Source organism: Streptococcus sp. SS-4456 (assembly GCF_036680365.1).
Classification (GTDB): domain Bacteria; phylum Bacillota; class Bacilli; order Lactobacillales; family Streptococcaceae; genus Streptococcus.
The window spans coordinates 1-20,477 of the sequence record NZ_JAVIHI010000035.1; the positions used below are offsets into that span (position 1 = coordinate 1).

The window sequence follows — 20,477 nt, forward strand, 5'->3', positions numbered from 1 at the left end:
AATAACCTCCCCCAATCCCCGCCCCATTTCATACTTAATTTTTTATTTACCCCCCCCCCCCCCGAAAAATGCAAGTATATGGCTTGAAAAAATATTCTTGTTCATTTTTAAGCTATTTTTCAAAAAAGAGCAGTTGCACTTTTACAACTACTCTCACATATTCATATCATCAATGTCCCAAATAGTCTTCCCAAATGGCATCAAAGTCTGACATGGAAAAAGCAAAGCTAGCAGATTCTTCCAAAAAACGACTGACCTCATCAAAATTATCTGATTGCTTAGGAAAATCAACTTCCTCAAAAGCATAATCTGCTAAAATCGCAACAGGCTCATTGCTCTTAGGATTGCGTTGGGTCATCAACCAAGAATAAAAACTTCTTCTCACAACTCTTACTTTCTAATATGATTTTCTTCGTAGAGGGCAATATAGCGCTCCATAGACATCTTACTCACCAATTGGCCAATCAATTCATAGGGAATATTCTTGGGATTTTTCATGCGAACGCAGGATTTTCCCATGTCCAATTTGGTCGGAACCTGTTCCTGATACTTTTCTACAAACCAGTCATTCAATTCCTTATCCATATAAATTCCCAAATGATAGAGGGCAATATGAGCCTTTTGTGAGGCCAAAGCCAAGAAAGGCAAGGGTCCTCCAGGTGTACAATGATAACCATTTGGATAGGCTGACAGAGGGACGTAATAATTGATCATCCCACCCAGCACACCGACCTCAAAACCAGCGGGCAAATGCTCAACAATCACCTGATGAAGCCTTTCAACTGCCTCTCTGCGATTGTCTGGCAGGGCGGCCATGTATTCTTCTACCGTATCTACTTCAATCAGCATAACCTTCTCCTATCTCAACCCAAGCATAGCCTCTTTTGCATGAATCATCTCCGTAATCATCTGGCAATAAGGTGTTGGGATGCCTGCACGTTTGCCCTTAAAAACAACAGCGCCATTCAGGTAATCAATTTCAGTCTTACGACCATTTTGCACCAAATCCTGATGCATAGATGGATAGTGATTAGATGCTTTTTTAGAAGCATCAATGATATACTTCCAAATAACCTCTTCATCAATTCCAGCCGTCTCCGACTTGGCAACGGCGATGAATTCCTTGAAAATTCCTTGTACCAAATTGAGTCCACCCTCAGTCCCGAAGAGTTCTCCAATGGTACAATTCAAAACTGTACAAGTCGGATTCATAGTTCCATTGACACAGGCTTTTTGCCAAATGGCATTGATAACGTGGTCATCATAGGTCGCATTTAGACCAGCCTCATTAAACATAGCAATTATATCAGCAACTGACTGACCATCACCAACCATATTCTGCACAGAGATAGAACCAGGACCCTGCAAATGTGCATGGCCAGGCCCCTTAAGACCAGCCAACCAAATCGTTACACCGACCATAATACTCTCATCAGGTACATAACGGCGCATGGTAGTCGCATGTCCAAGTCCATTCAAGAGGCTAAGAACTTTAGTCTTTTCACCAATGATACCCTTAATATCCTGCAACATTTTTGGCAACTGGTCCGCCTTGGTTAAGAGGATGATCAGGTCAGCAACTTCCGTCGCCTCAGTCGGCTTCATAATAGGGAGCTGGACGACATCATCAAAATCTCCCGTCACCTTCAGACCATTTTCACGAATCGCTTCAATATGGGCATCCCAATTATCCAACAAAATCACTTCATGCTTTGTCTTTGATAACTGATAGCCAAAACGACAACCCATGGCACCACTTCCAGCGATATATACTCTCATCAGCTAGATCAACTCCGTTCCAAATTCATCTTGCTTGACCTTCCCAGCCTTCATCAAACCACCCAGGGCTTTTTTGAATTGACCCTTGGAAATACCAAAGGTGGACTTGATGTCTTCCGGAGCAGACTTGTCGTTCAAGGTCATAAAGCCCCCACTACTCTCCAGATAGGTCAAAATCATCTGAGCATCATTTTCCAACATCTCAAATGAACGTGGTTTGAGAGACAGGTTCAAGGTCCGGTCGACTGCCCGATAACCAATCACACGTACCTCCAAGACCTGACCCAAACGTGGCTCGGCAAACCGTTCACTAGGATGGATAAATCCAAGCATATTGTTATCAGGTAGATAGACAAAAGTCCCTGTCATCTTCAGACGGTAAACGATGGCACGCAGGGTTTGGTTCTGCATATTATCATAAGCAGGACCCGCCATCTTTTGAAAATCTTCTTGAAAGGCTGGTAGAGCCCAGATACGGTCTTTCTTATCCACATCCAATTTGACATAGAGCTGGTCACCTTTTTTAGGCCAGAGTTCCTTGATTTCAGGCAAAATATCCAAGGAAACAACCACCTGCTTGTCTGGCAAACCTGTATCTACAAATACACCCAAGTCCTTGCGCACCTCTGTTACAGTTCCCCAACCAAAGCTGGTCCGAGTTGCCTCAACTTCCTTAGTGGTCAAACGCAGTTTCTGCTTCATATCTGTATAAGCGAAACCCTTGACAGATTGCCCTAGTTGGAACTCTCCTTCATCTTTTGAAAGAGCAAAGGTCAGTCCTTCTTTCTGGATAAAGTAAAACTGGTCATTTTGGTCGGTCACTAGGCCAACCACATAGTGTGCTAATAAATCATTCATGATTTTCTTCTTTCTGATTAAAAATGGAGGAGTTTTGTCTAACTCCCCCATTAGATGTTTATTGTATCATCACTTCCGTTAGACCTGTTAATGATGACTTTTGGTTACTTTAAAGGAAATCGATTAAACTTCCAACAATTCCTTTTCCTTGTCGGCAGTCATCTTATCGATAGTCTTGATGGCATCGTCAGTGACTTTTTGAATATCTTTCTCAAGGGTTTTCAAGTCATCTTCCGTGATTTCTTTAGCTTTTTCAGCTTTCTTAGCTTCATCCATGGCATCACGACGGATATTTCGGATAGCCACTTTAGAGTTTTCACCCACTTTTTTCACATCTTTAGCCAAGTTTTTACGCGTTTCCTCTGTCAATGCAGGAATAACCAAGCGAATAACAGTACCATCAGACTGTGGTGTCAAACCAAGGTCAGATGCGTTCAGGGCACGCTCAATATCCTTCAAGATTGACTTGTCAAATGGTGTAATCAATAGAACACGCGCTTCTGGAACGGTAATACCAGCCAATTGATTCAAGGGAGTTGGTGCACCGTAGTATTCTACTGAGATACGGTCCAACAAGCTAGCATTGGCACGACCAGCACGGATATGGCTAAACTCACGAGCCAAACTCTGATGCGATTGGTTCATGCGTTCTTGGGCTTTTGCAATAATTTCTTTAGACATAAGACTTCCTTCTTTAAATTTTTATGTTTTATTTTTCTTCTGTAGAGTTAGAAACCGTAGTACCGATTTGCTCACCAAAGACAACACGCTTGATATTACCTGGCTCGTTCATGTTAAAGACTACCAAGTCAATATCGTTGTCCATTGAAAGTGTTGAAGCTGTTGCATCCATGATTTTCAAGCCACGACTGATAACTTCACGGTGGGTTAATTCATTGAATTTAACCGCATTGGCATCCTTTTTCGGATCGGCATTATAGACACCATCCACACCGTTTTTAGCCATCAAAATTGCATCCGCTTCAATTTCTGCAGCACGAAGAGCCGCTGTTGTATCTGTTGAGAAGTATGGTGAACCAATACCTGCACCAAAGATGACAATCCGACCTTTTTCAAGGTGACGTAGGGCACGCCCACGGATGTAAGGCTCAGCTACAGACTGCATGGCAATCGCTGTTTGAACACGTGTATCCACACCAAGTTGTTTAAGGGAGTCAGCCATTACAAGAGCGTTCATCACCGTACCAAGCATACCAGTATAGTCTGCCTGCACACGATCCATACCCGCTTCAGCAGCAGGTTCTCCACGCCAAAGGTTACCACCACCAATAACAAGGGCAATTTGAACACCTGATTCTGCTACTTCTTGAATTTCCTTAGCCATTGCTTGAACCGTCTGGATATCAATACCGACACCACGTTCACCAGCCAAGGCCTCGCCAGATAGTTTGATTAGAATACGTTCGTATTTAGGTTTCATCGTCTCTCTCCTCTATTTCATCCCTACTATTCTATCATAAATTCAAATTTTTTTATAGAAAAATCTCCAAGAAAAAAGGAAAATCCATTCCAGATTTTCCTAGAGTTTATTAAGCCAATTTTAGTTTGCGACGGAGCAAGTCTGCCCGATTGCCAATCAAACGATCTAGCTGTCGTGTCTTCAAGGTCAAAATAACAAAAACTAATACGCCCACCCCTCCCGAAAGGAGCAAATGAACAAAGCTCGATAGATAACCAGTAGCTGGTAACAAGTGATTGAGAAGCAATTCAAGTAGCCAAACTACTCCACCCATAACCAAGGAAATCCAGCTGATTGTCACAATATCTTTCACAATCAATCCTTCGTCCACACCTAAGACTGCGTCAATACGCTTATAGAATAAATAGAGCATGACCGATAGGCTGACCAGGGTTGAAAGGAAGGGACCGTAAACTTGGAAGAGATAAATCATTGGCAACTGCAAGACCACTTTTATCAGTATTCCAATTGCAAAATAGATAACCGCTCGACGATTTTCAAAAATTGCTTGAATGACTACACTAATAACAGAGTACAAACCCAGGGGCAAAATCATGACCAGGTTCCAAACAAAAAGCTGAATTTCAATATCCTGCGATTGACCGTAGAAGACTGAGTAGAGTGGTCTAGCCAACAAGACCGTTCCAACAATGGCTGGAATGGTAAAAATAAAGAGTAACTGCAAGTTATCCGCCACCAAATTGGAAGCTGCCTTCAAATCTTTTTTTACAAACTTCTCAGTAATGAGTGGAATAGCTACACTGCCCAGACTGATAGAAATTCCGATAATCATCATGGTAATCTTATTGGGATTGGCAGACATAAAGGAATAGAGTTCCAAGAGTTCCGAATTGGCCAGGCTTGTAATCTTCTCCATGACATTGATAAAGGTAACCTGGTCAATAAATTGCAGCAACTGGATGGTCAAACTCAAGATAATAATCGGAATAGCATCCTTGACTGTTTCTTTGATGAGTTGACCTGTATTGACAGAAATTTTCTGCTTCTTGGCATGGAATAATTTCCCCAGATAGCCCTGTTTCCAGAGAGTATAAACCAGAATTCCTACACTTGCCAGCATACCTATAAAGGCAGCAAAGGTCGACTGTACTACTGCATCCAGATAGTTCCCATTGCCCAGCTTCATGATAATAAAGGTAGCTGCTAAAATCCAAATGACACGAACCAACTGCTCAGCCAACTGACTGATAGCGTAGGGTTTCATATCGTGCCGCCCCTGGAAAAAACCACGTAGGATACTCATGGCAGGGAAAATAAATAAAGGCGGAACCAGACTGTACATGACTGGTATCAGCTTCTCTTTAGAGCCTGACGCTTCTGCTAACCAAGGAGAACTGATGAACATGGCTCCTGCAAAAACTGCACCGAAAATCAGCATGAGTTTAAAAAACTCTCTGACCAGGTAGAGCGAGACATCTTCTTTCCCTAAAACATTGTACTTGGCCACTTGTTTGGCAATAGCTGTCGGTAGACCAGCCGTAGAAATCAGGAGGAAGTTAGCATAAATTTGATAGCCCATGCTAAATAAGGCATTGGCCTCCGCCCGATGTTCTCCCAGCCAGATATACCAAGGTATCACATAGGCAACACCCAGCAAACGACTGAGAAAATTCCCAGCCGTTAGCCAGGCCATGCCTCGCACCATGGTTTCTTGCTCACGGGATTGGCCCGTTTTTGTTTGTTCAGACATGATAAAACTTCTTTCTTTTAAGATAACTCCTCTATTATAAACTTTTATCAAACCATTGTAAAATATGAGCAAGCAAAAGGGAGTGGGACAGAACTCAACAATTAAAAGAAGAGTTCGTCAACAAGTCCTTATTTCCAGTTGTTGAGCTGAAACAGTCTATCCCCAGACTGTTTCACTCCCACCCCCGCATAGCTCCAACAGTCAGAGTAGTGACTGTTGGAGGTTGGAAATAGAGCGAACTTTGTTCGCAACAGTCGTAATGGTCAGATTTGGAGTGTGAAACACGAACAAATCTGCCAATCAACCACTGCGCTGAGATGTTGACGCTAACTTTGAGAAGTGGTGCTGGGCTTGAGCCCAGCCTCGTTACTTAGAACCGGAATTCACAAGCGAAGCACTTTTAAATAAGAGCTAATTTTTGCGCTAATCAAGGCAGCATTTTAGGGAATATTAACAAAGGCTGAATAAGTGAAAAACTAGCCATAGATGGAATTGCTGGAGGGTGAATACGGGTTCTTAATCTTCTATAGAAGCATATTTTACTGCCAGACCTATCTGAACGGCTGGACGGGCTGCAATTTTTTCCACCCAGGCATTCAAATGGCGATAAGAGGCTACATCCAGAAAGACTGCTGAACCAGGATAGAGTTGACCTTGCACCAAGCGTCCATACCAGGACCAGATGGCAATATCTACGATAGTGTAGTCATTTCCAGCAATGTACTCTCTGGTCGCCAATAATTGATCCAACAAATCTAATTGGCGTTTGGTTTCCATGGCATAGCGGTTAATCGGATATTCCTGCGCTGTCGGAGCGTAATGGAAGAAATGTCCAAAACCACCGCCAACAAATGGCGCGGCGCCAGTTTGCCAGAAGAGCCAGTTAAGGACTTCTGTACGTTCCGCCCAAGCTTTAGGTATGAAGGCGTCAAATTTTTCTGCCAGGTAAAGTAGAATGTTGGCTGATTCAAAAACTGGAACCGGCTCCTTCTCAGAGTAATCTACCATAGCTGGAATTTTTGAATTTGGATTTATTCCAACAAAATCAGAGCCAAACTGGTCCCCTTGACCAATATTGATCAGATAAAGGTCGTAGGCTGCGTCTGAAATCCCTAACTCCTTCAACTCTTCCAGCATGATAGCAACCTTAATACCGTTAGGTGTTCCCAAGGAATAAACTTGGAAAGGTTGTTCTCCTTTTGGTAATCTTTGTTCAAAGCGACTGCCTGCTGTGGGGCGATTGCCGGAACGGTTATCGTTTTCATCTTCCCACTTCCATACCAGTGGTTTTGTGTATTCTGTCATGTTTTCTCCTATTTTACCTTTCCTGGAAAAAGACTAGCATAGCGATAATGGTTTTGAACCTCTTGAAGGTAATGGGCTAGTTGCACCAATTCCTTAGGCGCTCGACAAGTCAGAGCTGTTAACTCTGCATTGATAAAGCGACTTAAGTGTCCAGCCAGTATATAGAGATTTTCCTCCTTTTCCAGCTGACCTGCTACCTCCAATATTTTTTCACGCAGGGCTTCTGAAAATGCTTCCTGCGGAAGGTTGTAGGCCGCAGAAAGGTATTTATAAAACTCTTCTTTCTCTGCTACTTTCATCGGATAACTCCTTTTATGTAAATTGAATATAGTATAAATCGAGATCAAGTGCTTGTCAAGAAAATCTCAAGAAAAAAAGATTGCCCTAAGACAATCTTTCTATTGATTAAAGTGAGTTTGGATCTACTTTAATACCAACACCTTGTGTTGTTGTGATTGATACTGAAGTCATGTAAGTACCTTTAGCTGTAGCTGGTTTAGCTTTAGCCATTACATCGTGGAAAGCTTTGAAGTTTTCAACGAGTTTGTCAGCGTCAAATGATACTTTACCGATAAGAGCTTGTACGATACCTGCTTTGTCAGCACGGTAAGTGATTTTACCACCTTTAGACTCTTCAACTGCTTTAGCAACATCCATTGTTACTGTACCAGTTTTAGGGTTTGGCATCAAGTTACGTGGACCAAGTACGCGACCAAGACGTCCAACAACTGCCATCATATCTGGAGTTGCGATAACAACGTCGAAGTCCAACCAACCACCGTTGATTTTAGCAACGAGGTCATCTTCACCAACAAAGTCTGCACCAGCAGCTTTTGCTTCTTCTGCTTTAGCACCACGTGCGAAAACAAGAACTCGAGCAGTTTTACCAGTACCGTTTGGCAATACCATTGCACCACGGATTTGTTGGTCTGCTTTACGAACGTCGATATTCAAGTTGTAAGCAACTTCAACTGACGCATCAAATTTAGCGAAGTTAGTTTCTTTTGCAAGAGCAACAGCCTCTTCTACGCTGTACAATTTTGTGCTGTCGATTTTTTCAAGAGCAGCACGCAAGTTTTTGCTTTTTTTAGCCATGTTATATGTCTCCTTGTAATCAGATAATCTTGGGTGCTACTTATTAGTCAGCAACAGTGAATCCCATAGAACGAGCGGTACCTTCGATCATACGAATCGCAGCTTCAAGAGATGCAGCGTTCAAGTCAGGCATTTTAGTCTCAGCAATTTCTTGTACTTGTGCACGAGTAACTGTTGCAACCTTAGTTTTGTTTGGAGTACCTGAACCTTTTTCAACACCTGCAGCTTTTTTCAAAAGAACAGCAGCCGGTGGTGTTTTAGTCACGAAAGTGAATGATTTATCTTCATACACAGAGATAACGACTGGGATAATCAAACCAGCTTGGTCAGCCGTACGAGCGTTGAACTCTTTAGTGAATCCCATGATGTTGATACCTGCTTGACCAAGTGCTGGTCCGACTGGTGGAGCTGGAGTAGCTTTACCTGCAGGAATTTGAAGTTTTACGAGTTTTTCGACTTTTTTAGCCATGATATAAAATCCTCCTATTGTGGTTTTGGCGGTAATTACAGATTTTTACCTCCCACAAATATGTGTTTTACACATACCTTTTCATTATACATGATTTTTTAAGAATTGCAAGCTTTAAGTTTACTTTTTTTAGCATTTTTTATAGAATGAATATATGTTTGAATCAATATTATTTTTAAAAATCATAGCTATTCTTTTTGTATTTCTAACTTTGGCGATTTCTATCATAATAGTTAAAGTTTTCAATTTAAAAAAATATGGAAGAAATTTCGCTGATATTGCTTTTCCTTTATATGCTTTTGAATTTTATCTCATTTCAGATAAAATGTATTACAATAGCTTATTGCCTCACCTTACTTTATCTCTTTCTCTGCTATCACTGGGGCTTTGCGCATTCTTTCTCCTAAATAAGAGAAGCTTCTCTTATAAAAGATTTTTCAAGGTTTTTTGGCGTTCCGGTTTCATTTTGACATTTTTCATGTATTTAGCTCTAGTCATTGCTGTTTTAGTACTCAAATCATAAACAAAGCCCCTTGTAGCTAGTTGTTACAAGGGGCTTATTTTATTCATGGATTTCAAGTGGAAGGCCATCTGGATCAAAGAAGAAAGCCATCTTCTTCCGGTCAAAATCATCTGTCCGGATAGGTTCATGTCGAATACCTAAACGGTCAAATTCTTCCAGACAAGCTTCCACATTAGCCACTTTAAATGCTAGATGGCGTAATCCTGTATGTTCAGGATTGGGCATGGCTGGACGAAGAGGCGCATCCGGCTTGATAAAAATTTCCAAGACCATATTTCCTTTTTTGACATTGAAAAGAATGTCATTTTTTTCTGGACGGATGTGTTCATCTAGCTGCTCAAAGCCTAATTTTTCAACATAGAACTCTCGTGTTCGTTCATAATGGCTGCCGATGATGGCAATATGGTGGACTGCTTCAAATTTCATTACTGTGTTTCCAATACCTTTCTAGGTTTTGTTCCCTCTGCAGGACCAATCACCCCTGCTGCTTCCAACTCTTCCATTAGTCTGGTTGCTCGGTTAAAGCCGACAGACAAGCGTCGTTGGATCATAGAAGCACTGGCTTTCTGAGTTTCCACTACCAAAGCACGCGCTTCATTGAAGAGTGGATCTCCACCCTCATCACCAAAACCAGATTCTCCGTCACCGTCTGCAACTTCTCCAGGGTCGAAGGTTTCATCATAATCAGTATCTGCTTGTTCCTTGACAAAGTTGACAATGCGCTCAACATCGTCATCGGAAATAAAGGAACCTTGTAATCGAACGGGTGCAGACTCTCCAATAGGATGGAAGAGCATATCTCCACGACCCAAGAGTTTCTCTGCTCCATTTTCTCCTAAAATGGTCCGCGAATCTGTACCAGAAGCGACTGCAAAGGCAACACGAGATGGCACATTGGCCTTAATCAGACCAGAGATAACATCAACTGACGGACGTTGGGTGGCCAAAATCATGTGAATACCTGCTGCACGCGCCTTTTGCCCCAAACGAATAATGGCATCTTCCACTTCCTTGCTGGCTACCATCATCAAGTCTGCCAACTCATCGACAATGACGACAATCAGAGGCAATGGAATTTGTTTTTCTTCTGAACGACTGTTAAACTCTTCTACCTTGGCATTGTAGCCTTCCAAATTGCGCACACCGATATGACTAAAGAGCTCGTAGCGTTTTTCCATTTCGTCCACGACTTTTTGCAAGGCCCGAGCTGCCTTGCGCGGATTGGTCACTACTGGAATAAGCAAATGGGGAATATCGTTATAGACGGACAATTCAACCATTTTAGGGTCAATCATCATAAATTTGACCTGGTCAGGTCCTGCCTTCATCAAAATAGAAGAGATAATACCATTAACTGCAACGGATTTCCCTGAACCAGTTGAACCAGCGACCAAGAGATGGGGCATTTTGGTCAAATCAAAGGAACGGACTGAACCATTGACTGCCTTACCAAGTGGAATTTCTAATAACTTACTAGCATCCGTCTTGGATTGTTCCCAAAGTTCTCGGAAGGGAACCATGGCCACTTCTGAGTTTGGCACTTCGATACCAACCAAAGATTTACCAGGAATAGGTGCCTCAATACGGACATCCTTAGCAGCCAGTGCCAAAGCCAAATCATCAGCCAGATTGGAAATCCGATTGACCCGTACACCGACAGCCGGTTTTAATTCATAACGAGTTACGGATGGACCAATCTCTGCACGCTCGACCACTACCTTTATGCCAAAGCTGGCAAAGGTATCTTCTAATACCTTGATATTTTGACGAACAATCTTTTTCTCATTTCCTTGTCCTTTAGACTTGACCGGGGCAAAGAGGTCAATGGACGGCAGTTTGTAAACCAAATTCTTTTTAGGCTTGAAATCAATCTGAATATCTTGACCATCATCTTCAGCAATAGGCTGGCTCTGAGGGGAAATTTCTTCCTCATCCTCCACCAGCATAACCGGAAATTCATCTTCCACCTGATGGTCATAGCCTGAGATAATTGGAACTTGGAAAGTTTGTTCTTCCAGGATTTCACCAGTTTCCAAGTCAATCCGTCTATCATCTAACTCAATGGTCTGAGTGTTTTCCGTTTCCTCTAGTTGAAGTCGTTCTTCCTCAAGGCGAGCCAATTCTAGCTGACGTTTTTCTTCTCGTTCAGCCCGCTTGACCTCACGAAGCTCTGCCCGTTTTGCCTGCCCCTCAGCCAACTTATCCTTAGCCAGTGACAAGCCATCCGCCACATCATAGATAGACCATGGACCTAACTTAAAAATACCAAAGGCCAGGACCAAGAATCCGATGAAGAAGGCACCAGCATTAGCAAAGAGGACAGACACCGGCCAATAAAAGACACTGCCCAGCAAGCCACCTCCAGCAAAGTTAGTCACCTGAAACTTTGATAAATCGCTCAAGATAAGTTTGAAGGTCTGGTTGAATAAGTCACTTCCTTTATAACCTAGATCCAAATAAGCCTGAAATTCGATTAGAAGCCCGATAAGAAGAAAACAAAATCCCGATACAGTCCCTTTGCGACTGCGAATCCAAGTCGGCGCAAAGAGGAAAATAAGGGCACCTACCAAAACTAGGTAGGTCACACTTCCAAACAGTAAGCGCAGTAAATTATAACTCGTTACCCCAAATGCTCCCAAACGAATAGCAGCGAAGAGGATAAAAAGTATACCAGCCACTCGTAATGTGACATTTTTTACCTTATCTTGCTGGGCCTGTTCTGCCTTGGTCGGCCTGCGGGTCGCCTTTCCTTTTTTACTTGTTTTTACCATAAAATCCTCAACTTTCTCAATCTCTTTATTTTATCATAATTGAGAATATTTTTCATATCAGAAAAAGCCCTGCATTCACAGGACTTCTCTTGGAGTGAAAGAATAATTTAGGGGGGACAATGTTATTTAATTGCCCGCTCACCTTCTACATAGAAGGTTGAGGTCAAGCTTTCTTGACCGTCATTGACAAGGATTTCCACACAGTTGGTGTCAACCAAGACTAGTAGGTCTGTCGCTTGCACAGTAACTGCTCGACGAACCGTTGGCCACTCTTCTTCACCAACTTGCTGGATTTTGAGGTGACTACGGTCAATATAGACTTCTTGGCTTTCCTTATCGTAACCAAATTGCAGGTAATCTTGGTCGCTTCCAAGTTTTAGTTCCAAACTATCTTCCAATTTCAGAGAGAACTTGCTTGGACCTTGGATACTTTGTCCAATTTCAATATCCTTGAAGGCTTCCAAGACACTTGTTGGCAGAACTTGGTGCAATCCGTTTTCAGTCTTCTTGAGAATACGTGGAAGGGTCATCTGACCGTACCACTTATGGCCAAGGTCATTGGTCACCACCTTGCGACCCCAGGTGTGCATCCAGGCTACCATGATACGTTCGCCTTCTGGACCTTGGGTAGTCTGAGCTGCGTAGAAGTCATGTCCGTGGTCAATTTCCTTGAAGGAATCCGCCACAAAGACCTTCTTGTCCCAGTCCACATGACCCGTCACAAAGATATTGGAGTTGATATTGATAAAGTCATTCCCGTCTTTTTGGTAACGCATTGGAGAGATAATCAGGTACTCTTGACCGTCCACTTCAAAGTAGTCAGGACATTCCCAGACAAAGCCTTGGTTGGCCTCACCTTTCAAGAAGATAGACTCAAATTTCCAATCCGTCAGGTTGGGAGAGCTGAGTAAGACGATACAGCCGACATTGTCCTTGTGCTTGGTTGCGACAACAGAGTAGTAGTGACCATCTTTCTCAAAAATCTTCGGATCGCGGAAATCATTAGCAATCACTTCTTCTGGCAGTCCATCTGCTGTTGCGACTGGATTCTGCTCGATTTTTTCAAAGTGAATACCGTCAGTCGAGAAGGCCATGTTCTGAACTTGGCTAATTGTTCCGTCTTCGTTGACGATGTGACCGGTATACATGAGCCAGAGGACATCATCTTTGACAATGGCAGAGCCCGAGAAACAGCCGTCTTTATCGTAAGCTTTATCAGGAGCTAGGGCAACTGGAAGCTGTTCCCAGTTGACCAAGTCCTTACTTTTCGCATGACCCCAGTGCATCGGTCCCCAAACACTCTCGTAAGGGTTGAATTGGTAGAACAAATGGTATTCTCCACGGAAGTAGATAAATCCATTGGGGTCGTTCATCCAGCCTGTTTCTGGTGTTAAATGGGCTTGCGGTTTGAAAATCGGACTGACCTTTCCTTTTTCTGTCTGAATAAATTGATTGGCTTCTACTACTGTTTTCACAGGCAGCCTCCTTTTAATTTACTAATTTGCTTTGTATTGATCGTAGTATTTTTGCTTGATAGCTAACCAGTCAGAAAGTCCATAGCTTTCCAACTCTTTCAAGTAGCTATCCCACTCTTCTTCAATACCACCGTTGACAATCCATTCTGCACGTTTGCGGTAGATGAAGTCGTTCATATCTGCTTCAACTTGGGCAATCTTGTCCAAATCTTCTTGTTCCATGAAAACACGAGGGTAGATATCATCGTTGGTCACATAGTCAAGATAGGTTGCGTGCATCAAGTCCAAACGCCATTTAGCATCGTCTGGCATAGTTGTCACAGTTCCGTAGTACTCATCAAGAATAGCAAGCGGTCCACCAACTTCTGTCTTCTGACGCAATTCGCCCGGTGCAGTACCGTTCAATGGCAAGTGTTTCAAGCTATCTGTCGCTGCGTCGTATTCGAAGATGTTTTGTTGGGTTTCATCACCATAGGTACCCCAGTTGTTTTGAACAGACTGGATTGGTTTGTATTGGGCATCAATCCATTTAGCGGTCAATTCCAAGTTTTTGTTGGCAGATGTGATGACCATGCGGTCACGTTGGAAGCCCATACCGTTTGTACGTGTGATGTGCTTGGTTCCATCAGGTCCTGCCAATACTGGCAAGATGTCATAGGTCTCATTCATACCAGTGATGTTGGCCTTGTCCCATGTGAAGTACACACCATAGAGGTTTTCACTTCCTTTTGCCAAGTAGGTATTCCAGTCTTGCTCAAAGGCTTCTGGGTCAATAAGACCTTTTTCTTGAAGGGTACGCATGAACTCAACACCTTCTTTGTAGTCTTCATTGTCCGCTGTAAAGTCAACGGTACCGTCATTGTTTACGACGATATGGTCATCGTTGTCACCGACACCAAAGGCACCAAAGAGAATCTTGAAGTCTTCGCCGCCGTTACCGTTGACAAAGGACATTGGGATTTCATCTGCCTTACCGTTGCCGTTTGGATCTTTTGTCTTGAAGGCTTCCAAGACCTTGATCAAGTCATCAGTTGTTTTTGGCATGTCAAGACCAAGCTTGTTCAACCATTCTTTGTTGATCCAAGCAATATCGCTGACAGTATGGATAGATTCCTTACCTTCACCCAACTCTTCAATCCATGGGAATGAGTAGATATGACCGTCTGGTGCTGTAATCATAGAGCGGTATTCGGGATTTTCATCCAAAATTTTCTTGAGGTTTGGCATATGCTCATCAATCAAGTCTTCAACTGGTACGATAACCCCTTGTTTTGCCCAGTTCATCAATTCCACATCAGAAGCCCCGTCATTATGGATGGCGTCTGGCAAATCACCTGAAGCAATGTCCAAGTTCCGCTTTTCACCAAAGTCAGACTGATAGTTGGTCCATTCGATATGAACGCCCGTTTCTTCCTCAAGACGTTGGAAAATCAACTTATCATTCGGATCAGCTGGAGCTAGGGGGGAGCTAGCTGTCATGAACTTAAGCGTAACTGATTTTTCAAGCGGGAATTGGACATCTTTCAATTCATAATCAGGGCTTGATGCGGTATTTTTTGAGCCACAAGCAGCCAATAAAACGGTACTTGCTAGAAGCGTAACAACTGTTTTTCCAAATTTGTGTTTCATCAGAAACAACCTCCTGTTTTGTTTTCTATAAAAATTTTGAACAATTTTAACCTTTTAATGAACCAGCCATAATACCCTTGTCGAAGTATTTCTGGAAGAATGGATACATGACAATGAGTGGCAAGCTTGAGATGACAATGGTCGCATACTTAATCATTTCTGCGATGCGTTTCATTTCATTCATGGCAGCCTGGGCACCAATCATGTCCTTAGCAGGCTCGCTTTGAATGAGGATTTTACGAAGTACTAGCTGGAGTGGCTCCAAGTCTGGATCCTTGATGTAAATCATGGCATCAAAGTAAGAATTCCATTGACCGACAAAGGCATAGAGGAAGAGCACAAACATGATTGGCTTAGCTAGTGGAATCATGATTTTCCAGAAAATCTGAAATTCATTGGCACCGTCCATTACGGCCGCTTCTACCAACTCATCTGGCAAGCCTTGGAAATAGGTCCGTGCCAAGATGATATTCCAAACATTGACTGCACCAGGAATAATAATGGCCCAAACGGTGTTCAACATTCCCAAATCTTTAACCAAGAGATAAGTCGGAACAAGTCCACCACCGAAGAACATGGTGAAGACTAGGAAGGCGTTGATCCATTTTTTTCCGACTAAATCTTTTTTCGAGAGTGGGTAGGCAGTCATGACTGAGATAGCCACAGTCACGAAGGCAAAGGAGAAGGAATAAAAGAGGGAGTTGAAAAATCCGCGTAAGATAGACTTATCTGAAAATACCCGTTGGTAACCTTCTACTGTCCAGTCCTTTGGATCAAAGCTAATGCCCTTGCTGACCAAAGCCTGCGGATCCATGAAGGAAGCGACTAAGATATAGACCATAGGCACAACTGTTATGAGAACAAGAAATGCCAGCAAGATTTTATTGACAACCAGCATTCGCTTGTCAAATTTTGTGTACATTTGTGTATTCATACAAACCTCCTATAAGCCTTGTCCGTCGTTAATGCGTTGGACAATCTTATTGACTGCAATCAGCAGGATAATATTGATAAGTGCGTTAAATAAACCAACCGCTGTTGAGTAAGAGTAGTCCCCTGACACCAAACCAATTTTATAGACATAGGTTGAAATGATTTCAGAGCTGGTTAGGTTGAGGGAGGTCTGCATCAGGAAGGCTTTTTCGTACCCCACGTTCATGATCCCTCCAGCTGCCAGAATAAATTGAATAACCATGACTGGTTTCAATGCAGGCAAGTCAATATGCCAGATTCTTTGGAAGATATTGGCACCGTCTAGCTTAGCCGCTTCAATCAAGGCTGGATCAACATTAACCAAGGTAGCCGTGTAGAGAGTCGATGCCCAGCCCATTCCCTGCCAGATACCACTGAGAATATAGAGCGGTCTGAAGAAGTCTGGGTCTGTCAGGAAGTTTGCTTCAATGCCAAACATACCTAGGATGGAATTGACAGGTCCTCCTACTGAGAAGAAGAGGAAAATCATACCGACAATGACCACGACCGAGATAAAGTTTGGAGCGTAGAGCACCAACTGAATCCGTTTTTTAGCCTTGTCACTCAATAACTGGTTGAGCATGATAGCCAAAATAATGGGTGGTAGAAATCCTAAGAGCAAGCCATAGACACTCAATTTCAAGGTGTTGGCAAGCAAATTACCAAAGTTTGGAGACGAGAGAAACTTGGTAAATTCTGAAAATCCAATCCACTCACTTCCTAGTACACCTTTTAAAGGGTTGTAGTCTTTGAAGGCAATCAGCACCCCGTACATGGGAATGTAACGGAAGATGAAGGTCAAGATCAAGCCTGGTAGTAACATCAGTAGCAAGAGTTTCTGTTGCTTGATTCTATCGAATAGACTAGCTTGTTGCAGTTTTGATGTTTTCATAAGAACTCCTTTTTGAAACGTTTCAAATTTATTGATTTTAGAAAGAGGATGCGAACCTCTTTTTGAAACGTTTCATTTTTCTTGTAAAAATAAAACCAACTGTTTATTGATGATTTTATTTTATCATTGTAACCGCTTTCTGTCAACTGCTTTTTTAAAAATTTTTTGTAGTTTTTCCGTCCACATAAGAAATTGGTAACGTTACTTGGAGAGGACGCTCCCTTTTCTCGATGACATCGACTAGACAGGCAACTGCTTCTTGGGCCATAGCCTCCAATGGCTGACGAATGGTGGAAAGTTCTAGAGAGCGTTCACTTGCTAACTGAATACCGTCATAGCCGATTAACTGCACGTCTTCTGGAACCCGTCGTCCCAGTTTTTCCAAAACAGCAAGTGTGTCTAAGGCCGTAAAATCATTGATGGTGAAAATAGCATCAACCTGTGGATTGTTAATCAGAAACTCTTCGACTTGACCGACAAAGTCATCATATGGCTCTTCCAAGTCCAAGACATGACAAGGAAAACCTGCCTCTAAAATTCGCTTTTCAAAATACAATCTACGCTTCTTGGTTTCGTTGATTGTTTTATTATGCCCACCGATAAAGGCAAAATGGCTACCACCTTTTTCAATCAAGGTGTCCGCTGCTAGTTCTGCACCAGCTCGGTTGTCCGAACTGACACAGGCTATGGCCTTGTTTTCGTAGGTGCGATCGATACTGACAAAGGGGATATTGGACGATAGATAATCGTCAATAGGGCTATAGGTGATAGCAATAATGCCGTCCACCTTATTTTGTTGCAGCATGGTCAGATAATCCAGTTCCCTTTTTGGACCTGAAATATTGCAAAGGAGCAACTTGTAATTTTTCTTACTCAGCTCCACTTCAACATGATAGGCAAATTCTCCAAAAAAGGGATGCCAAACTGTCGGAATAATCAAGGCAATGGTTTCTGTCTTGTTCTTCTTCATGCCACGGGCATAAACATCTGGAATATAATTCAATTCCTTAATGGCAGCATTGACTTTTTCAAGAGTAGCTTCCTTAACGCCTGGCTCATTGTTGATAACTCTTGAAACAGTCCCAACGCTTACACCAGCAACCCGCGCTACATCTTTCATGGTGATTGATTTTTGCTCTTCCATGGTTTACCCCTTTCTTTTGAAACGTTTCAATAATTTATACTAGAATATCATTGATAGCGTTTTCTGTCAAGAAAACTTGATTTGTTAGCAAATTAAAACACCCAAAAAGCTAGAATGATTCTAACTTTTGGGTGCCCTTCAAAAATCTTTTCTATTTTATTTGTACATCTTCTTCATTGGGTGTTTTACAAGCACTTCTGGGTGATTATCGAGAGCAGCTCTGCCTTTTTCCGTCAAGGCATAACCTCGGACGGTAAAGTATGGAGCCAGCTTTTCTTCTGTCAAGTGGTCCTTGAGGGCAGTGTCCAGGTCTGCTGCCTTCATCTTGGACAGGCCTGTCACACCCTCTGCCTTGAGAATGTTTTTCTTGGCAGTCGAGGTGATATGGTCTAGGGAATCAAAGGCTGACTCCACATAGGCATAACCGTCTGCGATTAACTGCTCCATGTGAGCAGGGCCGTTGATACCATACATGTACTCAAAGTACTTGGAGTAGGGCGTCGTCGTTTCAAAAGAACCCAGGCTAATCCGCCATAGCAAAATAATATCACCTGGCAAAATACCTTCTTCCAGACAAACCATATTTCTCTTCGGCACGGGTTTGGCTTCTAAGAGCCAAGTTGCCAGGTCGCGTTCTGGGGAGATATAGGGTTTGACTTCATGGTCCTTATACATTTCTTCAATACGTTTTTCTACTGACATGTTCAACTTTCTCCAAGGGTATTCCTATCAGCCTGATTGGTTTGCTCGACCAAGACATTTGACTGATAAACTCCTGCTATTATACACTATTTTGTGGATTTCAAACAGAAAAGAAACCCTAGCTCCGATTAAAGCCTAGGAATCGGGTCCCCTGAAAATGTAGGGTTCCCCTGTCGTCCTCAGCCAAGAGGGCAAATTCATCCGAGCGAACTCGAAACTCTTGCCGTTTGCCTTCCCATTCAAAGGTCACATAATAATTGGTCCTTGCCATTTCATTGCCAAAGACATGGGTCCGTTTGGCAACCAGCTTGGCTGTACACGTTTCTCTTGGTGACTGATTATTACGAAGCCACTCCGTTGTATTTTTGAATATCTGAAAACAAACGGTTCCTAGTATGAGTGTAGCAAGAGCGTAGAAAAACAACATAAACAAACCTGAACTATTGACCAAATCTTCCATACTTAACTACTCCTTTTTTACTAATAGTATATCAAATTATCCACAAAAATCTATAGAAATTTTGTCACTTCAGCAGAAAATTGAAAATTGTATGAAATCATGGTAAAATGAGCATAATTTTACGTTTCCAGAAAGGATTTTCCATGAAAAAACGACTATTTTTTGCTCTAGCATCCACAATTTTATTAACAGCCTGTGCAAGCAACTCCAATACAAGTACTAGCAATTCAAGTACTTCCACTTCCAGTTCGACCCTGGCAACCACCACAGACACAACTGCGTCTAGTAAGTATGCCAAAGACCTAGCCTACGCCGTCAACAATCCCGATGCTAGCTTTCCACAGCTATCTAGCGATATTGCTGAAAACGAGGCGGCTGTAAAAATCAAAACGACCCAAGGGGACATCACTATCAAACTCTTCCCAGAGCAAGCACCATTGACTGTGGAAAACTTCCTGACCCATGCCAAAAACGACTACTACAATGGCACTATTTTCCACAGGGTTATCAAGGACTTCATGATTCAAGGAGGAGACCCTCTAGGAAATGGTACAGGTGGTGAATCTATCTGGGCTGGAAAGGGAACAACTATTGACGCCGGCTATGGTTTCAAAGATGAGATTTCTGCCTTCCTCTACAATATCCGCGGTTCATTGTCTATGGCTAATGCTGGCGCAGGAACCAACGGCAGTCAGTTCTTTATCAACCAGAATACAACTGATATGTCAAGCCAACTATCCTCTTCAAACTATCCAGGCAAAATCATCGAAGCCTATAAAAACGGTGGAAATCCAAACCTAGATGGCAAGCATACCGTCTTTGGCCAAGTCATCGAAGGTATGGACATTGTGGATAAAATCGCTTCTGTCGAAACAGACAGCAGTGACAAACCAAAAACTGATGTCAAAATTGAAGCTATTGAGATTATGAAAGATTACACCTTTGAATAAAGAAAACCCAGCCGCCTGGCTGGGTTCAGACTGAAGACAAAGTCCTTAGAATTTATTTTCTAAGGGCTTTTCTTCGTATTTAGGAGTATAATATAATAAAAAGGACTTGTGAGGTTCTCCTATGCTACACAAAGAAAAACCTGACTATAACCGCAATCAGTACGGTTTCTATACCCTTGACCAGCTTGTTCCTGCAGATCATTTCCTGCGCCAAGTGGAAGCTGTGATTGACTTCGACTTCATTTATGACCTAATAGAAGAT

General features: G+C 42.5%; 22 protein-coding genes and 1 pseudogene. 3 read left to right on the top strand and 20 right to left on the bottom strand.

The genetic code is table 11. The annotated features are described in order from the left end of the window. Positions 1-169: 169 nt before the first annotated feature. From RFK25_RS08995 to rplK, 11 genes are all read right to left on the bottom strand, one after another. Complete coding sequence (locus RFK25_RS08995) at positions 170-385, bottom strand: YozE family protein (protein ID WP_024378195.1); 216 nt, start codon at positions 383-385, stop codon at positions 170-172. A gap of 5 nt (positions 386-390) precedes the next feature. Then, entirely contained in the window at positions 391-849 is a 459-nt protein-coding gene (locus tag RFK25_RS09000) for a DUF1801 domain-containing protein (RefSeq protein ID WP_332413068.1), read from the bottom strand. A 9-nt stretch (positions 850-858) separates the two neighbouring features. Then, on the bottom strand, positions 859-1,779 hold the full coding sequence (locus RFK25_RS09005; protein ID WP_332413069.1) for a 2-dehydropantoate 2-reductase: 921 nt from the start codon (positions 1,777-1,779) through the stop codon (positions 859-861). A 3-nt stretch (positions 1,780-1,782) separates the two neighbouring features. Further along, positions 1,783-2,637 carry a CvfB family protein gene (locus RFK25_RS09010; protein WP_332413070.1) on the bottom strand — a complete coding sequence of 285 codons (855 nt, stop codon included), beginning with the start codon at positions 2,635-2,637 and terminating at the stop codon, positions 1,783-1,785. A gap of 123 nt (positions 2,638-2,760) precedes the next feature. Continuing rightward, positions 2,761-3,318, bottom strand: a complete 558-nt coding sequence (gene frr / locus RFK25_RS09015; RefSeq protein ID WP_044690115.1) for a ribosome recycling factor — start codon at positions 3,316-3,318, stop codon at positions 2,761-2,763. Between the two features lie 28 nt (positions 3,319-3,346). Further along, positions 3,347-4,078 (bottom strand): UMP kinase, encoded by a 732-nt coding sequence (gene pyrH, locus RFK25_RS09020; protein WP_105144176.1) that lies wholly within the window; start codon positions 4,076-4,078, stop codon positions 3,347-3,349. Positions 4,079-4,187: 109 nt separating this feature from the next. After that, the gene (locus RFK25_RS09025) at positions 4,188-5,828 is read right to left on the bottom strand and encodes a putative polysaccharide biosynthesis protein (protein ID WP_332413071.1); all 1,641 of its coding nucleotides are present in this window, start codon (positions 5,826-5,828) and stop codon (positions 4,188-4,190) included. A gap of 516 nt (positions 5,829-6,344) precedes the next feature. Further along, the gene (gene yghU, locus RFK25_RS09030) at positions 6,345-7,133 is read right to left on the bottom strand and encodes a glutathione-dependent disulfide-bond oxidoreductase (RefSeq protein ID WP_332413073.1); all 789 of its coding nucleotides are present in this window, start codon (positions 7,131-7,133) and stop codon (positions 6,345-6,347) included. Positions 7,134-7,141: 8 nt separating this feature from the next. Next, positions 7,142-7,432 (bottom strand): hypothetical protein, encoded by a 291-nt coding sequence (locus tag RFK25_RS09035; RefSeq protein WP_332413074.1) that lies wholly within the window; start codon positions 7,430-7,432, stop codon positions 7,142-7,144. 106 nt (positions 7,433-7,538) lie between these two features. Then, positions 7,539-8,228 carry a 50S ribosomal protein L1 gene (gene rplA, locus RFK25_RS09040; RefSeq protein WP_024379858.1) on the bottom strand — a complete coding sequence of 230 codons (690 nt, stop codon included), beginning with the start codon at positions 8,226-8,228 and terminating at the stop codon, positions 7,539-7,541. A gap of 43 nt (positions 8,229-8,271) precedes the next feature. Further along, positions 8,272-8,697, bottom strand: a complete 426-nt coding sequence (gene rplK, locus RFK25_RS09045; protein ID WP_105109941.1) for a 50S ribosomal protein L11 — start codon at positions 8,695-8,697, stop codon at positions 8,272-8,274. A gap of 154 nt (positions 8,698-8,851) precedes the next feature. Between rplK and RFK25_RS09050 the strand changes: the two genes are divergently transcribed. After that, the gene (locus RFK25_RS09050; RefSeq protein ID WP_332413077.1) at positions 8,852-9,220 is read left to right on the top strand and encodes a DUF3397 family protein; all 369 of its coding nucleotides are present in this window, start codon (positions 8,852-8,854) and stop codon (positions 9,218-9,220) included. A gap of 39 nt (positions 9,221-9,259) precedes the next feature. On the opposite strand, the gene gloA2 is transcribed toward RFK25_RS09050, so the two are convergent. The 9 genes from gloA2 to RFK25_RS09095 all read right to left on the bottom strand — a co-directional run bounded on the left by gloA2 (position 9,260) and on the right by RFK25_RS09095 (position 19,265). Further along, on the bottom strand, positions 9,260-9,646 hold the full coding sequence (gene gloA2 / locus RFK25_RS09055; RefSeq protein WP_332413078.1) for an SMU1112c/YaeR family gloxylase I-like metalloprotein: 387 nt from the start codon (positions 9,644-9,646) through the stop codon (positions 9,260-9,262). Beyond that, on the bottom strand, positions 9,646-11,991 hold the full coding sequence (locus RFK25_RS09060) for a DNA translocase FtsK (protein WP_332413079.1): 2,346 nt from the start codon (positions 11,989-11,991) through the stop codon (positions 9,646-9,648). The genes gloA2 and RFK25_RS09060 overlap by 1 nt, the downstream gene beginning before the upstream one ends. 122 nt (positions 11,992-12,113) lie before the next feature. Beyond that, positions 12,114-13,466 carry a glycoside hydrolase family 32 protein gene (locus RFK25_RS09065; RefSeq protein ID WP_332413081.1) on the bottom strand — a complete coding sequence of 451 codons (1,353 nt, stop codon included), beginning with the start codon at positions 13,464-13,466 and terminating at the stop codon, positions 12,114-12,116. 21 nt (positions 13,467-13,487) lie between these two features. Beyond that, complete coding sequence (locus RFK25_RS09070) at positions 13,488-15,095, bottom strand: ABC transporter substrate-binding protein (RefSeq protein ID WP_332413083.1); 1,608 nt, start codon at positions 15,093-15,095, stop codon at positions 13,488-13,490. A gap of 46 nt (positions 15,096-15,141) precedes the next feature. Further along, on the bottom strand, positions 15,142-16,029 hold the full coding sequence (locus RFK25_RS09075) for a carbohydrate ABC transporter permease (RefSeq protein ID WP_029179549.1): 888 nt from the start codon (positions 16,027-16,029) through the stop codon (positions 15,142-15,144). 9 nt (positions 16,030-16,038) lie between these two features. After that, positions 16,039-16,959 carry an ABC transporter permease gene (locus RFK25_RS09080; RefSeq protein ID WP_332413085.1) on the bottom strand — a complete coding sequence of 307 codons (921 nt, stop codon included), beginning with the start codon at positions 16,957-16,959 and terminating at the stop codon, positions 16,039-16,041. 154 nt (positions 16,960-17,113) lie between these two features. Then, complete coding sequence (locus RFK25_RS09085; RefSeq protein ID WP_332413086.1) at positions 17,114-18,103, bottom strand: LacI family DNA-binding transcriptional regulator; 990 nt, start codon at positions 18,101-18,103, stop codon at positions 17,114-17,116. Positions 18,104-18,259: 156 nt separating this feature from the next. Beyond that, positions 18,260-18,805, bottom strand: coding sequence for a hypothetical protein (locus RFK25_RS09090; RefSeq protein WP_332413087.1), 546 nt, complete (start codon positions 18,803-18,805; stop codon positions 18,260-18,262). 118 nt (positions 18,806-18,923) lie between these two features. Further along, positions 18,924-19,265, bottom strand: coding sequence for a DUF2500 domain-containing protein (locus tag RFK25_RS09095; protein WP_332413088.1), 342 nt, complete (start codon positions 19,263-19,265; stop codon positions 18,924-18,926). Positions 19,266-19,408: 143 nt separating this feature from the next. Between RFK25_RS09095 and RFK25_RS09100 the strand changes: the two genes are divergently transcribed. Next, positions 19,409-20,215 (top strand): peptidylprolyl isomerase, encoded by an 807-nt coding sequence (locus tag RFK25_RS09100; RefSeq protein ID WP_332413089.1) that lies wholly within the window; start codon positions 19,409-19,411, stop codon positions 20,213-20,215. A 121-nt stretch (positions 20,216-20,336) separates the two neighbouring features. Then, positions 20,337-20,477: pseudogene (locus RFK25_RS09105) on the top strand (IS5/IS1182 family transposase); the annotation flags it as partial.

Coding starts and splice junctions, on each gene's coding strand:
- RFK25_RS09050 (WP_332413077.1), top strand. CDS start 8,852: ATGTTTGAATCAATATTATTTTTAAAAATCATAGCTATTCTTTTTGTA.
- RFK25_RS09060 (WP_332413079.1), bottom strand. CDS start 11,991: ATGGTAAAAACAAGTAAAAAAGGAAAGGCGACCCGCAGGCCGACCAAG.
- rplK (WP_105109941.1), bottom strand. CDS start 8,697: ATGGCTAAAAAAGTCGAAAAACTCGTAAAACTTCAAATTCCTGCAGGT.
- RFK25_RS09095 (WP_332413088.1), bottom strand. CDS start 19,265: ATGGAAGATTTGGTCAATAGTTCAGGTTTGTTTATGTTGTTTTTCTAC.
- RFK25_RS09070 (WP_332413083.1), bottom strand. CDS start 15,095: ATGAAACACAAATTTGGAAAAACAGTTGTTACGCTTCTAGCAAGTACC.
- RFK25_RS09075 (WP_029179549.1), bottom strand. CDS start 16,029: ATGAATACACAAATGTACACAAAATTTGACAAGCGAATGCTGGTTGTC.
- RFK25_RS09100 (WP_332413089.1), top strand. CDS start 19,409: ATGAAAAAACGACTATTTTTTGCTCTAGCATCCACAATTTTATTAACA.
- RFK25_RS09005 (WP_332413069.1), bottom strand. CDS start 1,779: ATGAGAGTATATATCGCTGGAAGTGGTGCCATGGGTTGTCGTTTTGGC.
- RFK25_RS09080 (WP_332413085.1), bottom strand. CDS start 16,959: ATGAAAACATCAAAACTGCAACAAGCTAGTCTATTCGATAGAATCAAG.
- gloA2 (WP_332413078.1), bottom strand. CDS start 9,646: ATGAAATTTGAAGCAGTCCACCATATTGCCATCATCGGCAGCCATTAT.
- rplA (WP_024379858.1), bottom strand. CDS start 8,228: ATGGCTAAAAAAAGCAAAAACTTGCGTGCTGCTCTTGAAAAAATCGAC.
- RFK25_RS09000 (WP_332413068.1), bottom strand. CDS start 849: ATGCTGATTGAAGTAGATACGGTAGAAGAATACATGGCCGCCCTGCCA.
- RFK25_RS09035 (WP_332413074.1), bottom strand. CDS start 7,432: ATGAAAGTAGCAGAGAAAGAAGAGTTTTATAAATACCTTTCTGCGGCC.
- pyrH (WP_105144176.1), bottom strand. CDS start 4,078: ATGAAACCTAAATACGAACGTATTCTAATCAAACTATCTGGCGAGGCC.
- RFK25_RS09025 (WP_332413071.1), bottom strand. CDS start 5,828: ATGTCTGAACAAACAAAAACGGGCCAATCCCGTGAGCAAGAAACCATG.
- yghU (WP_332413073.1), bottom strand. CDS start 7,133: ATGACAGAATACACAAAACCACTGGTATGGAAGTGGGAAGATGAAAAC.
- RFK25_RS09090 (WP_332413087.1), bottom strand. CDS start 18,805: ATGTCAGTAGAAAAACGTATTGAAGAAATGTATAAGGACCATGAAGTC.
- RFK25_RS09085 (WP_332413086.1), bottom strand. CDS start 18,103: ATGGAAGAGCAAAAATCAATCACCATGAAAGATGTAGCGCGGGTTGCT.
- RFK25_RS09010 (WP_332413070.1), bottom strand. CDS start 2,637: ATGAATGATTTATTAGCACACTATGTGGTTGGCCTAGTGACCGACCAA.
- frr (WP_044690115.1), bottom strand. CDS start 3,318: ATGTCTAAAGAAATTATTGCAAAAGCCCAAGAACGCATGAACCAATCG.